General features: G+C 62.2%; 13 protein-coding genes and 1 pseudogene. 3 read left to right on the top strand and 11 right to left on the bottom strand.

The features are described from left to right. Nucleotide 1: 1 nt before the first annotated feature. The 5 genes from BDO18943_RS04240 to BDO18943_RS04220 all read right to left on the bottom strand — a co-directional run bounded on the left by BDO18943_RS04240 (nt 2) and on the right by BDO18943_RS04220 (nt 6,332). The gene (locus BDO18943_RS04240) at nt 2-841 is read right to left on the bottom strand and encodes an amino acid ABC transporter ATP-binding protein (RefSeq protein ID WP_175021366.1); all 840 of its coding nucleotides are present in this window, start codon (nt 839-841) and stop codon (nt 2-4) included. Nucleotides 842-980: 139 nt separating this feature from the next. After that, nucleotides 981-1,811 (bottom strand): transporter substrate-binding domain-containing protein, encoded by an 831-nt coding sequence (locus BDO18943_RS04235; protein ID WP_175021365.1) that lies wholly within the window; start codon nt 1,809-1,811, stop codon nt 981-983. Nucleotides 1,812-2,006: 195 nt separating this feature from the next. Beyond that, nucleotides 2,007-2,477 carry a RidA family protein gene (locus BDO18943_RS04230; RefSeq protein WP_175021364.1) on the bottom strand — a complete coding sequence of 157 codons (471 nt, stop codon included), beginning with the start codon at nt 2,475-2,477 and terminating at the stop codon, nt 2,007-2,009. 39 nt (nt 2,478-2,516) lie between these two features. Beyond that, a complete protein-coding gene (locus BDO18943_RS04225) occupies nt 2,517-4,235 on the bottom strand; it encodes a hydantoinase B/oxoprolinase family protein (RefSeq protein ID WP_175021363.1) in 1,719 nt (572 codons plus the stop codon). 15 nt (nt 4,236-4,250) lie between these two features. Beyond that, nucleotides 4,251-6,332, bottom strand: a complete 2,082-nt coding sequence (locus BDO18943_RS04220; RefSeq protein WP_175021362.1) for a hydantoinase/oxoprolinase family protein — start codon at nt 6,330-6,332, stop codon at nt 4,251-4,253. Nucleotides 6,333-6,827: 495 nt separating this feature from the next. Here BDO18943_RS04220 and BDO18943_RS04215 point away from each other — a divergent pair, with 495 nt between their 5' ends. Both BDO18943_RS04215 and BDO18943_RS04210 read left to right on the top strand, forming a co-directional pair. Beyond that, entirely contained in the window at nt 6,828-7,025 is a 198-nt protein-coding gene (locus BDO18943_RS04215) for a tautomerase family protein (RefSeq protein ID WP_175021361.1), read from the top strand. Between the two features lie 136 nt (nt 7,026-7,161). Further along, nucleotides 7,162-7,902 carry a GntR family transcriptional regulator gene (locus BDO18943_RS04210; RefSeq protein ID WP_175021360.1) on the top strand — a complete coding sequence of 247 codons (741 nt, stop codon included), beginning with the start codon at nt 7,162-7,164 and terminating at the stop codon, nt 7,900-7,902. Nucleotides 7,903-7,951: 49 nt separating this feature from the next. Here the strand turns inward: BDO18943_RS04210 and BDO18943_RS04205 are convergent, their stop codons facing one another. Together BDO18943_RS04205 and BDO18943_RS04200 are read right to left on the bottom strand one after the other, a co-directional pair. Next, nucleotides 7,952-8,998: a branched-chain amino acid ABC transporter substrate-binding protein gene (locus tag BDO18943_RS04205; protein WP_235995806.1), complete on the bottom strand. Its 1,047-nt coding sequence runs from the start codon at nt 8,996-8,998 to the stop codon at nt 7,952-7,954. Nucleotides 8,999-9,684: 686 nt separating this feature from the next. Then, nucleotides 9,685-10,128: a hypothetical protein gene (locus BDO18943_RS04200; RefSeq protein WP_175021358.1), complete on the bottom strand. Its 444-nt coding sequence runs from the start codon at nt 10,126-10,128 to the stop codon at nt 9,685-9,687. An 8-nt stretch (nt 10,129-10,136) separates the two neighbouring features. Here BDO18943_RS04200 and BDO18943_RS04195 point away from each other — a divergent pair, with 8 nt between their 5' ends. Next, on the top strand, nt 10,137-10,421 hold the full coding sequence (locus BDO18943_RS04195; RefSeq protein ID WP_175021357.1) for a hypothetical protein: 285 nt from the start codon (nt 10,137-10,139) through the stop codon (nt 10,419-10,421). 13 nt (nt 10,422-10,434) lie between these two features. Here BDO18943_RS04195 and BDO18943_RS04190 read toward each other — a convergent pair. The 4 genes and pseudogenes from BDO18943_RS04190 to BDO18943_RS04175 form a co-directional block, all read right to left on the bottom strand. Further along, nucleotides 10,435-11,177, bottom strand: a pseudogene (locus BDO18943_RS04190) (outer membrane lipoprotein-sorting protein). A gap of 110 nt (nt 11,178-11,287) precedes the next feature. Beyond that, entirely contained in the window at nt 11,288-12,430 is a 1,143-nt protein-coding gene (locus BDO18943_RS04185) for a DJ-1/PfpI family protein (RefSeq protein ID WP_175021356.1), read from the bottom strand. Between the two features lie 59 nt (nt 12,431-12,489). Next, nucleotides 12,490-13,005, bottom strand: coding sequence for a FixH family protein (locus tag BDO18943_RS04180; protein ID WP_175021355.1), 516 nt, complete (start codon nt 13,003-13,005; stop codon nt 12,490-12,492). Continuing rightward, nucleotides 12,986-13,627 (bottom strand): ABC transporter permease, encoded by a 642-nt coding sequence (locus BDO18943_RS04175; protein ID WP_175021354.1) that lies wholly within the window; start codon nt 13,625-13,627, stop codon nt 12,986-12,988. Before BDO18943_RS04175 ends, BDO18943_RS04180 begins: the two co-directional genes overlap by 20 nt. Nucleotides 13,628-13,907 lie beyond the last annotated feature (280 nt).

Genomic DNA, 13,907 nt, shown 5'->3' with positions numbered 1-13,907 from the left:
TCTAGTCCAGGTGAAGGACTTTCTCGAGAAACTCACGAGTACGCGCTTCCCTGGGACATTTGAAGATTTCAGCTGGCGCGCCCTGCTCAACCACCTTGCCGCTGGCACAGAACACAACGCGGGTGGCGATATCGCGCGCGAATTGCATGTCGTGCGTCACAATGATCATCGCCATCTTCTGGTCAGCAAGCTGCAGCATCACGTTCTGCACCTCAATGACCATTTCCGGATCGAGCGCGGAGGTGACTTCGTCGAACAGCATCAGCTTTGGTTCGAGCATCAGAGCGCGAGCAATCGCAACACGCTGTTTCTGGCCTCCCGACAACTGGCTCGGGTAAGCGTGCAGCTTGCTCTCGAGCCCAAGACGGTCGAGATACATGCGTGCGCGCTCGGTCGCCCGTGCCTTTGACAGCCCGCCGACCTTCACCGGCGCGAGGATCAGGTTGCCGAGCACGGACAGATGCGGAAACAGCGTGTAGTGTTGAAATACCATGCCGATCTGACGCTGCAGCGTCGCCTCGATCTTCGCCGGGCTTCGCGCGCCCGAGGCCTTGATGTATGGACGTCCCTGGAAGGCAATGTCACCGCCCTGGATGCCCTCAAGCCCCATCAGCACCCGCAACAACGAACTCTTGCCACTCCCGCTCGGGCCGATGACGACGAGCCGGTCGTCGGCACGCATGTCGAGGCTCATGCGGTCCATCACGACGAGATTTTCGCCATACGATTTGTACACGTCGTGCAGTTGCACGAAGTTCGCGGATGTCGTCGACTGCGGCGACAGAGTCTCCGTACCGGTCAGCTTGGCCACCGGACCTGACTGTGTCTGGGATAGCAACATGGGAACCGTTCTCCAGCGATGCGCAGCGGGGGCTGCTCAACACAATATCCATTCGGTCGACGATCCGATCGGAGGTCGTCTCGTCGCGTGGTCTCGACGGCAGCGCAAACCGACGGTCGCGCTGCCGGTACGACAGGCGTTACTTCGACAGCTCAAGCGTCTGCTTTACCGACGCTTCGATCAGCTTGTTCACGGCGCCGGACTTTATCTGCTGGTCGATGAACTGGTTCAGCACGGCGATGTCGGCTGCAGGCGTGTCCTTGCGCAGACCGAAGCAGATGCCTTGCGGCGCCAGCAGCGGGTTGGGCTTGAAGATCTCGGCCCAATCCGGATGTGCACGGCTCAGCAGGATGTTCGCCATGTTGTCGTCCGCCAATACATCGGCACGCTTGGACATCAATGCGAGACGCGTTTCGTCAAAGCCTGGCAGGCGCATGATCGTGGCTTGCCTGAGCAGCGGCGAGATTGCCTTGTCGCCTGCCGTACCGGACATGACCGTCACCGTATAGCCCGGCTTGTCGATATCCGCGATCGAATGAACCGACTTCAGCTTCGGGTTGTTCTTGTTGAAGCTGAACGTCACGCTGTAGTCCGTCACTGGCTGGGAGAACGCGATCGCCTTTTGCCGCTCCGGCGTGTTGTTCAGCGACAGCGAAATGTCCCATTTGTCCGACTGCAGGCCCGCGACAATGTTGTCCCACGTCGTGTCGACGTATTCGACTTTCACCTTCAGCACCTTCTCGCCGAAATCACGGCACAGATCCGGAAACACGCCGCTGTATGCACCGGTTTTCGGGTCCTTCATCGTGTACGGCGGCGACGTGGCGATACCGCAGCGCAAGACGCCGGCCTTGCGCACGCTTTGCCACGTTGACGCATCCTGCGCGTGCGCCGCCGGGCTGCTCATCAGAAAACCGAATGCAGTCGCACCGACCAGCGAGCGAGCGAGAATGTGAGCCATCCGAAGCATGGGGAACCTCTTTACATTTGAGTTGGGTTGCTGTCCTGCCGCCGTGACACGGACAGGACGGCGTCGTCACGCACTGCCCGGCTCCGCTCCGGTAGCTGGAGCCTGTTTGCTGCACATCAGAAACTGTTTCCACCCCTGCACGTGCGATCCGCGGCGACACGGTTGCGTCGCCGGACGAGATTGCACGGCTGCCGCTCAGGCGAGTTCGAAGATGCCTTCGAGTTCGACCGCGACGCCGCGAGGCAGCGAGATGCATCCGACCGCCGCGCGCGTATGGCGTCCCGCGTCGCCGAGCACGGCGACCATGAGGTCGGACGCGCCGTTGATCACTTTCGGATGCTCGGTAAAGTCATCTGCCGCATTGACGAAACCGCCGAGCCGCACGCATCCGGCGATCCGGCTGAAATCACCGTCGACGGCGCGGTTCACCTGCGCGAGCATGTTGACTGCACAAAGACGCGCCGCTGCCTGCCCGTCTTCGATCGTCACGTCGAGCCCCACCTTGCCGACATACTGATCGACGCCGTCACGCACCGGGACTTGCCCCGACACGTACAGCAGGTTGCCTACGCGTTTGACCGGGAGGAAATTGGCACCCGGCTTCGGCGCGGACTCGGGCAGGTCGATGTCCAGCTCCTTGAGTCGGGCCTTGAGATCCAGTGTCATGACTGCGCTCCTTGTGCGTGCTGTTGGGTGATGTAGCGATTACTTCATCGGCCGTGCTGCAGCCGTGCGCTCGCGGTCGATGCGATCGCCGTCGAAGACGACGCGATGGTGGCGCTCGGCGTAATCGCGCGTGATCTTGCCGTTCGCCAGATCGGCTTCGATCAGTTCGATCGCGCGATCGGCAGGTGCGCCGTATCCGCCGCCGCCGGCCTGCTCGTGGCGGATGATTGCGCCACGCTGCAGCGTGCGGGTGAACTTGCTCGGCAGCGGCGACAGGCCGTCGTCGGTGCGCAGGTAGTTCGCCGAACGCGCACCCTCGGCGCCGCCGAACAGACCGTAAGGGGCATGAGCCGCCCGATCCGATCGGATCTGCGCGACGACTTCCTCCGCTTCGATCCGGTATTCGCGGACGAGCCCCAAGCCGCCGCGATACCGCCCTGCACCGCCCGAATCCGGCGCGAAGCCGTATTCCTCCATCACGATCGGATAGCGCGCTTCGAGCGTTTCGATCGGCATGTTCGACATGTTCTGCGACGGGTTGGTCACACCCTCAATGCCGTCCTTGTTGAAGCGGCCGCCCCATGCGCCGTTGATCATGTCGACGAGGATGAACGGTTCGCTCGCCTCCTTGTCGTAGCCGCTCAGCGCGATCACGGTGTTGCCGCCCTCGCCCGCCGCCATCACTTTCTTCGGTGCGATCTGCGCCAGCGCTCCGAACACGCAATCGACCACGCGATACCCGGTGAGCGCCCGCGCCGCCACCGGCGCCGGCATGCGTGGATTCAGGATCGACCCTTCCGGCGCGGTGATTTCGATGCAGCGATACACGCCGGCGTTGTTCGGCACGTCGGCATCGAGCGCGCATCGCACACTGAGGTACGTCGCCGACTTGACGAAGGACAGCGTGGAGTTGATTGCGCCGCGCACCTGCGGTGACGAACCGGTGAAGTCCACCTTGACGGACGATCCCGCGACCGTGATTTCGCACTTGATGGGGATCGCGTCGTCGCTGAAGCCGTCGTCGTCGATGTAGTCGGTGAACATATATACGCCGTCAGGCCAGGCCTCGATCGCCTGACGGGTCAGACGCTCGCCATAGTCGAGCAGTTCGTCGAAGTAGCCTTGCAGGTTCTCTTCGCCGTAACGCCCGATCATGCGCAGCAATTCGCGTTCGCCGATATTGCAGGTGGCGAGCTGCGCATCCAGGTCACCGAGTACGAGATCCGGCAGGCGCACGTTCTTGCGGATGATGTTGATCAGCGTCTCGTTCGGCTCACCGCGCACGTACAGCTTGGTCGGCGGAATCCGCAAGCCTTCCTGGAAGATCTCCGTGGAGTCCGCGGCGTTCGAGCCCGGCACGCGGCCGCCTACGTCGCAGTGGTGCGCGATCACGACCGAGAAGCCCTGCAGCCGGTTCTCGAAAAAGATCGGCTTGAACATGAAGATGTCCGGCAGGTGCATCCCGCCTTCGTACGGATCGTTCAGCACGATCACGTCGCCGGGTTCGACGTTCGATGCGAACTTCCTGATCACGACATCGACGGCGTCCGGCACCGCGCCCAGATGCAGCGCGACGGTCTTGGCCTGCGCGAGAATGCGGCCGCCGGCATCGCACATCGTCACCGAATAATCGAGGACGTCGCGAATGATCGGCGAGCGGGCGGTCCGCATCACGGCGAAGGCCATATCGTCGACAATCGTGTCGAGCGCATTCTTGACAATCGCGAAGGTGATCGGGTCAACGTTTCGTTGGGTCATGGCTGTTCCTGTTGTTCAGTCGAGCGAGGCGATCACACTGCCTACCTTGTCGGTGCTCACGCGCCAGCGCGGCGGAATCACGATCGTGGTGTCGGCGCTTTCGAGGATCACCGGGCCTTCGATCGATTTGTCGAGCTTCGCGCGCGGGACGATCGGCGTGTCGATCCAGCCGGTCTGCCGGTCGAAGTAGACCTTGCGGGTCGACACGGTCTCGTTGCCGCCCGCCGACTTCGCACTGCGAATATCGTTGAAGTCCAGCGTGCTGGAGGCAATGCCGCGGGCCAGCAAACGGACGTTTGCGCATTCGATCGCGTCGTTCGATGCGTAGCCGTAGATCGCCGCATACGCGTCGCGGAACCCCTGACGCAACGTCTCTCGCGCGTCTTCGCCGAGATGCCCGGGAATGCGCACGGGAATTTCGTAGTCCTGCCCGCGAAAGCGCATGTCGAGATCGAACACGTACTCGATGCGATCGGCCGAATAGCCCTCTTCCGCGAGCGCATTGCGCGCGTCGTCGCGCATCGACGCGATGGCGTGGCCGAGCGCATCGAGATCGAGCGTGTCGAGCAGGCTCAGCGCCGGGCGAACGAAGTAGCGCTCCACCGCGCCGGCCAGCATGCCCATTGCCGTGAACACGCCCGGTGCGGCCGGGAACACGACGCGCTTCATGTCGAGCGCGCGCGCGAGATCGCACGCATGCACCGGACCGGAGCCGCCGAACGCCACCAGTGCGAAGTCGCGTGGGTCGACGCCGCGCTCGACCGTCACCGCCTTGATCGTGCGCGCCATGTTGACGTTCACGACCTCGCGGATCCCAACGGCGGCCTCTTCGACACCAATGCCCAGCGGTTTTGCGAGCAACGTGTCGACAGCGTCGCGTGCGGCCTGAATGTGGAGTTCCATCGTGCCGCCCGCCAGGCGCTGCGGCAGGAAACCGAGAATCGCATTCGCATCGGTCACCGTCGGCTTCTGGCCGCCGATGCCATAGCACACCGGCCCCGGGAACGCACCGGCCGAAACCGGGCCGACGCTGAGCAGGCCGCCCGCGTCGATCCACGCGATGGAACCCGCCCCGCTCCCCACTTCCGCGACGTCGATCGTCGGCACGCGCATCATGTAGCCGCCCGCCTTGATGAAGCGGCTCGGCGTGGAGATGCCCGCGCGGAATTCATACTCGTTGGTGCGCGCCAGTTGGCCTTCGTGAATCAGCGACGCGGACGCTGTCGTGCCGCCCATGTCGAACACCACCAGCTCCTGCTCGTCGCGCGCCGCGCCGAGCCGTCCCGCACCGACGACGCCGGCGGAGCGACCGGACGAGATGAAGAACACGGGCGTGTCCTGTGCAATCCGGGCGCTCGACAGGCCGCCGTTCGAGTTGCTCACCAACAGCGGCGCGCCGACGCCGATCCGCTTGAGACCAGACTCGAGGCGCTGGAGATAGGTGCGCAGCGCGGGCAGCACATATGCGTTGACGACCGTCGTCGACGTGCGCTCGTACTCGCGCAACTCTGGCAATACCGAGATCGATGCCGTCACGCTGATGTCGGGGAAGGCCTGCTGGAAGGCGTCGAGCGCGGCCTTTTCGTTCGCCGCGTTCTTGTACGAATTGATGAAGCAGATCGCGACAGACTCGACGCCCTCGCTCTGGAAAAACCGGCCTGCTTCGAGAACCTGGTCGACCGGCGTCGGGCGCAGGATGTCGCCCGACGCCAGCACACGCTCGTCGATCTCTCGTCGGTAGCGACGCTCCACCAGCGGCACGGGCTTGTCCCACGACAGGTCGAACATCGTCGGCGTGCGGACGCGGCCGATTTCGAGCACGTCCCGGAAGCCCTTCGTCGTGATCAGGCCGCACTTGGCGCCGACCTTCTGAAGCATCGTGTTCGATCCGACCGTCGTGCCGTGCAGCACTTCGGTGACATCGGACGTCTTGAGGCCGGCCTGCTCGAGAATGCGTTCGACTCCTGTCAAAACCGCTTCCTCTGGAGCTGCCGGCGTCGAAGACACCTTGGTGAAGGTCACATAGCCCTTGTCGTCCAGCAGAACAAGGTCCGTGAAGGTGCCGCCAATGTCGACGCCAATTCTCGCGCTTGCCATATCGTTTCCCGATCGTTCTCGGGCCCGCTTCGCTGCGTTATGCGAACGGTGGCCCGGATTACCCAAATGACTGCCTGCCCAATCGACTCTGCTGCCGGCGCGGCGGTACGACGGTGCGTCCCGCGACGCATGGAGTGGATGACTCGCGACGACTTCGCCCGACCGTTCAGCACTGCTTCGTGGCCGTCGTCGTGCGTCGCATCGCGTATCGAATCCATGAATCGCATTGTCGATCAAATGCCGACAATGTCAACGCAAAAAAATGAAACCGTGCGATAGCCGCGCCGAGAACCCCGTGAATAAAGGGATTCGGGCGACATGAGGGTATACATCGATGCCCCGAAATAGCTGTGATTACTTGACTTTGACCAGCCAAAATGGAACGATTGTCGACATGCGATCGACATTTAAGAGGTCGCTGAATAGAGTTATTCATTCGCTCCTTTGTCCGGGCTACGAGATTGCCCGCCCCTTACTTCGAGTTAGGTCATCCCGATGCCGGTCATCCATGTAGAAATGCTTGCGGGTCGTTCACGCGAACAGAAATCCGAGTTGGCGGAGGTGCTGACGCGCGAGACGTCGCGTATCGCAAAGTGTCCGTCGGAAGATATCCAGATCGTTTTCAGCGAGGTGCCGCGCACGAGCTGGGCGGTCGGCGGTCGTCTCGTGGCCGATGCCGCCGACGGGACCTAGCACGCTGCGTCGCCTCGCCCGCCGTGGCAGCCCGGATCCCGTGCGCTCAGGTAGTACACTGCCGGCATTACGGCGGCACATTTCACAGGCTCCGGTTCGACGAACCAGGAGTGGCAAGCGCACGGAGAACCCACGAATGGCAGCGGGAGCGGCAACAGACATCCAGTCCGGCAAGGAAACCGGCACGGCCCGTGTCTACACGACACTGAGAAATGAAATCCTGACGTTGAAGATCGCTCCGGGCACGCATCTTGATGAACTCGGGGTGGCGGAACGCTTTAACGTGTCGCGCTCGCCCGTACGCGAAGCGCTCGTGCGACTGTCCGCGGAGGGACTGGTGACGATCTTGCCGAATCGCGGCAACGTCGTCACGCCGATGGAACTGGCGAGGGTGCCCGAGTTCCTCGATGCGCTGGACCTGCTTCAGCGCGTGACGACGCGCCTCGCGGCGCTGCATCGCACCGACAGTGACCTCGGTCTGATTCACACCGCGCAACGCGCATATGTGAAGGCCGCGGCAAAGGCGATCAAGACCGGCGACAGCATCGATCTCATCGAGAAGAACTACGAGTTCCACATGGCGATTGCCCGAGCGGGCAGAAACACGTATTTCGCGGACCTGTACCGCCGCTTGCTCGAAGAAGGACGTCGCATGCTTCACCTCTATACAGAGTTCGAAGCCAGAGACCCAGATATCACGGCCGAGCAAATGGCAAGCGACCACACCGAGATGGTGCTGGCGCTCGAAGCGGGCGACGCGGATCGGGCCGAGGCAAGCGCGCACCAGCACGCGGTGCAGTTCAAGGGGCGTTTCATGCAGTACCTCGACCGGAACCTGACCGCGCAGATTCCAGTGGTCTACCCGTTGGACAAGTAGGCCGGTCCGACGGTGCGCCGGTTCGCGCACCGTCATCCCGACCCGTCGATCACTGAAGCGGCGCCAGGTTGTCACCGGACACCTTATAGACCGTCACGGGCGCGTCGATCCATTCGCCCGTCCGGTCGAAGCGAACCTTGCCGACCAGCGTCGCGAACTGTGTCTTGCGCAGCACTTCGACGAACTTTTGCGGGTCGGTGGAGTTCGCCGTCTTCATCGCCTGGGCTACCACCATCGTGGCCGAGTAGAAGGCCGGTGAGTAGACGTCGTTTTTCACGCCGAACGTCTTTTCGTATCGCGTCGCGAATTCCGGGCCGCCCTTCAACGTCGCCAGCGGCGCGCCGCCTTCCGCACAGAAGCCGCGACCGTCGAGCGCGCCTGCGGCGAGCTTCGGCATGTCAACCGAACAGATGCCGTCGCCGCCGAGCACGGGCACGTTCAGGCCCAACTGCTTCGACTGCCGGCCGATCGACGCCGCCTGCGAATAGTAGCCACCGTAGAAGATCGCGTCGGGACGCGTCGCCTTGATGTGCGTGAGGATCGCGTTGAAATCGGTCGCCTTATCGTTCGAATACTCGCGTGCCACGACGTTCACGCCGTTCTTCTTGGCCGTTGCCACGAACACGTCGGCCACACCCGAACCGTACGCCGTGCGATCGTCGATGACCGCCACCCGCTTCGCATGCAGCACGTTCGCTGCAAAGTCAGCGATGCGTGCACCCATCACGTTGTCATTGGCTGCGAGACGGAAGATGTATGGAAAGTTCTGTTGCGTGATCGCCGGATTGGAGGCCGCGCCCGTGATCATCGGCACTTTCGCGCTGTTGTAGATGCGCGATGCTGGTATCGTCACGCCCGAGTTGTAGTGACCGAGCACCGCCTTGACACCGCTGTCGACCAGCTTCTGCGCGACCGACACACCGGTCTTCGGATCGGCCGCGTCGTCTTCGGAGATTACCTGGAAGGTCACCGGCTGACCGTTCACAACGATCGGGTTCTTGTTCAGGTCCTCGACCGCGAGCCGGACACCGCGCTCGTCGTCCTTGCCGAAGTTCGATTGACCGCCAGTCAGCGGGCCGGCGACGCCGATCTTCACAACCTCTGCAACCGCCGTTAGGCAAGATGCAGACAATGCCACAGCAATCGCCGCGGACAAATGGCTTCTCTTCATGTGTGCTCTCTTCTGGGAGGTAATCCGTAGCAATCGGCTAAAGCGGTGACGCGGTGTCGGCGCCGAACGTCGTTAGCCGTGTCACACAGAGCGAATTGTTTTTGTCCAAATTGTGAGATGACATGTACAGCGAATCGAGTCGTGCCTGCCCTGTGTATCCGTCGACACCAATACACTTTGATCTCGCCCATCAACGATGGTGGCCGTGAACAGCGGCAGCACGGGTACTTCTGTCTTCTGTCGGTCGTGGACTTGGAGACAGTTTCATTGAGACCTCTTCACCGGCTGAAGAGTGTGCCAGCAGATCAAGCAACAGCCGAGCTTGAGGAACGCTTCGTGAACGTCAGCGTGGCATTCGAAGCGAATTCGTAGATGACGGAAATGACAAAACGAGGCATGTGTATGCTCGACAACCCTACTGACTTTCCCAAGTTCGCCGCCGAGCGGGTGACCACGGCGGGCGGTGCCAGGTGGCGATACCTCGCTCGTGAACCATGCGCCGGTGTTGGTCGTGATCGTTCTGCAGTCAACGTAGACGCGCCCATGACGACTCGAAGGCCGTCTGCGCGCCTTATCCCGACCGCGTCCCTCGACGGCTTCTGCGCCAACGTTTATGTTCGACTCGTCGCCATGGCGTACGGAAATCGCGACCGGAACTGCTCGACACTTATCTCGCGCAGAGTCAGAACCACTTCGGCGATGCACTCGCGGCCGACATAACGTCGGCCGGCATCGAACAGACCGTGCTGCATCTGCACGATTTCACGTACGTGATGAAAAGCGATCTCGCGATCGCCGAGATGTACGCCGAGCGCCATGCGATTCTGTTGCGTCACGGCGAGCGCTTTCACGTATTCGGCGGAATCGATCCGCGTTGGGGAGCGGATGGTGTCGCGTTGTTCGAGAAAGGCGTGGTCGAGTACGGCTTCTCCGGATTGAAACTCTATCCGCCCTGCGGCTACAGCCCGAGCGGCAAGCGCCTTTACCCGCTGTACAAATTTCTCGCGCCGATCGCTTGCCGGTCCTTCTGCACGTGGGTCCGACCAGCCCGGCACTCGAGTTTGTGTATTCGCATCCCGATCTGCTCGAGCGCGCGGCGTTCGATCTTCCCGATGTGTACTTCATCCTCGCGCGCGGCACTGTCCATCACGTCGACGCTTGCGCGCGACAGTGCGCGTATCGACCCAATGTGTATCTCGACACATCAACCTTTTGCACCGGCGTCTCGTCAGCAAGCGCCGGTCCGGCCTCTGCCGCGTCGTTTGCATGGCATACGCCCGACATGCCGGCCAACGCGATACGGGCGATGCTGATTCGCTTCATCATTCAGACTAAAAACGCGCCATGAAATCGGACCGAAATCAGGCATCCGGAATCTCTCTCGCAACATAGTCCGCATAACGCATCACGCTTATGAGATTCGCATTGAGCCCATCAGTGATCACAATCTCGGTGGCCGCAACGCGCCGAGCTGCTGTTGAAAACGTCGATCTAATGCGGTCTTGAGGAGCTTGCCGCTTTCTCTGAAGAAACGTGCCTTCACAGGACGCGAATCCGTCGTATCGATCCACATTTCGATCGAGTGATACGTCATGTCGGTTACGCTCTGGACGAGCTTCAACCGGTATGCATGACGCATCTGGCCCTCGCCATCCTGCACGTCCTCCTCGGCCTCGACCTGAGCACGATATCCCTGCGCATAATCGACCGTGACCACATCGCCATTCGACGCCTGCCCGAGCAACCGTTGCTGCGGCGAAATGCGGATCGTCGCCTTGCTCGCAGGGTCGAAATACCACAGGTTATTGCCACTCTTGAGCATCAGCTTGTTCACGTCGCGTGCCGGCGCGGCAAATCGAATCAGGCTACGAAACTGATCGCTTGTCGGGTTGATCCGCGGTTATGCGGTCAGCGCATTGGAATCCGTTTGCTTGCCGTCGGTGTATTGGGTCAGCGTGACATTCAGCGTGAATGGTTCGCTCGGGTTGCGAACGGCATCGCTCGCAGCGAGGATGCGCTGCGGATCTGGCGCTGCTTGTGCGGCACAGCATGCGAGTGCCAGGATCGCGGCGGCGGCCAAGCGCGCCATCGAATGCATCTGCATCGAAATCTCCGGAGCAAATACGGAATGACAGGGGCGAGCTTGGTTCCCGCCCGGAACGGGCGGAGAACCGACAGGCTTGGGGGGAACGGGTTGACGCTGCGATGCGCAGCTCAGTAGCCCGGATACTGCATCTGCAGTGCGACCCATGCGGCCGTGCGCTTGCCGAATTCCGACGAGATCGCATTCAGCGAGGCGTCGAGCGCATGCAACGGATAGCGTGTGACCGGCGCGGACAACATCCGAGAAGGAGCATCGACACCGGCCACGCGATCGGGAACGATCGTCAGCCCGCGCCGGGTGCGCACGGGTTCGCGGTTCGCGGCAACCGTGTAGGCGGTCGAGCGGAACGTCGTCGAATAGGCGTCAGCCTCGAGTACGAGCGCAATTTCGTCGACACCCGGCGCGATCGGGATACCGAAATCCTCATGCGACCAGAACGACACGTAATTGGTTGCGATCGTCGCCATCGCCGGCAATCCGAGGTTGAAGCGGTCGCTCGCGATCTCGGACGACCAAGCAGGGCGTCCGAGTCGTTCGGCAACCTGCAGCGCGCGTTCGTGCCCGGCGAGCGCTTCGACGAGCGCAAGCGACACTGGAATCGTCGCAGTGACGCCGGTCGTAGTGACGACCTTGCCATCGGCAACGTAACGCTTGCCATCGACCCAGCGCGTATCGGTGAACTTCTTGCGGAGATCGCTCATCGAGTACCAGTGCCCGGTTGCGCGGCGGCCTTCCAGCAACCCAGCGCGTGCAACGACCCAGACGCCATCGCACACGCCGATGATTGTCGCCCCCTTCTTCGCCTGCTTGGCAACCCATGCAAGCAGCGCCGGATCGCTGTCGCGATGCACGGCTGGCACTATCACATAGTCCGCCCCTTCGGGCACGCGCTGGTCGAACTGAGCGGTCGTTTCGTCGGGAATGACGTTCATCGGTGCCGGGAACATCCGGATGGGACCCGGCTTCGTGGCAAGTGCGACGAGATCCGAGGCGCCCGATTCGGCAACGATGCCATAGGGAACGACGTAATCGGTCAGCTCGGTATAGTAGTTTTCGCCGACGACGGCGACGACCGGGCGCGTGCGCCCGAATCGCGGCTGATAAGCGGGCAGCCGGTCTGCGCGTGCCGAGGCGGGCGCGGCCGCGACGGGTACCGAGGCTTCACTCGCCGGCCCCGCATGCGCCATGCTCGCGATACCCGACGCAAACGGTGCGAGTAGCAACATCATCCAGTACAGCATGACTCTACGCATTGAAGCTTCTCCGTGAATGGAATTCATCCCGTAATCAAGCATGGCACCCGTGTCGACCGTCATGACGCCACCGCCGGCGGCAACACGACGTTGAACGTCACGTCGTCGTCGCGCTGCGCGTCCCGGACCTTCAGCGTGATTGTCCACCACCCGGGCATGCTGAACTTCATCCCTTGCAGCCGATACACACCGTTTCCGTCGCCCGCGACCACGCGAGGGCGCGTCGGAAAACCGTGCCCGTGCTGAGGCATCCCGCCGCTCACATCGATGCGCGCACCGCGCACGGGTTCGCCCGACGCACCGTTCACCTTGACGGTCCAGACATGCATCTGGTTCAGCGGCGGCGGTGTCGTTGGCGGTTCGAGCGTCACGACGTACGCACCTGACGCGGTCGCTTGCGTTAACGACAGATTCAAAGCGGCGGGAACCGATTGCTCGGTCGGTGCACCGCATGCCGCGAGCATGGCGGTGCAACTCCCGGCGAAGGCTAACATGACAATTAGCCGACGAATCAATTTCACCGATATTTCATTCGTTTCCGATCCGGTCGTTCGATCATGCATAGCGAAGTGCATCGACGATCTCCATTCGCGACGCGCGGCGCGCGGGTAGCAACGCGGAAAGCATTGGCACCAGGAGCAGACCGATCGCGGTCCCGACGATCAGGTCGCTCTCGCCCCAGACGCGAATGATCAGAGGCACCGGCGAGCGACCCGGCGGCGTCCACGTCAGACCGCTGACGTTGATGACACCGGCGAGCAACGCCGCGCTGGCAACGCCGAGCACCGCGTCAATCACGCCGAGCAGCAACTCTTCGCACCGGAAAAGACGACGCACGGCAGCGCGGCGCAATCCCATCGCGCGCAGCGTTCCGATTTCGACCGTGCGCTCGAGCACCGCCGTGCTCATCGTGTTGCCGACGGTGAACAGCACGATCGCACCGATCAGCAGTGCGACAAAACCAAACAGCGTGGCGAACATCGCAAGCGCCTGACCATAGAATGGATTCAGTACCGTGCAATCCACGACTTCCGTGTCCGTACCGGCGAATTTCGTGTTCAGCAGCGTCTCGAGCTGGGCATTCACGGCAGGCAAATCTGCAGTGTGGCGCAACTGTACGGCGATCGACGTGGTCTTCGGCTGCTCGTTGCCATAGACCAGTCGTTGCGCCTGCGCGAGATGCAGGCCGACGTACATGTCATCGTATTCCTTGATGCCCAGTCATTCCGCCTTCAGGACCTGCAGTTCCGCCACGTTTGGCGCACCACGCGCGGTTGCCGCAAGCAGTTCGATCTGCCGGCCACCCGTCTCGGCAGCCGGCGCGGCGCGTGTACCCTCGGCGAGAGCCGCGATGTCGCCTGGAAGCGGCGAAGCAGTCGTGGTATCCAGGGACTTCTTGGGAGGCTTGCAGTCGGGTACCTTGAGCGGTCCGCACAACTCGAGTACCTGTTCGTGTTCCGGGGCGAGCGCGGTGATT

It is taken from the genome of Burkholderia aenigmatica (genome assembly GCF_902499175.1).
Taxonomy (GTDB): Bacteria; Pseudomonadota; Gammaproteobacteria; order Burkholderiales; family Burkholderiaceae; genus Burkholderia; species Burkholderia aenigmatica.
Note: the sequence above shows the minus strand (reverse complement) of the source record. Positions and strands in the feature narration are given on the sequence as shown.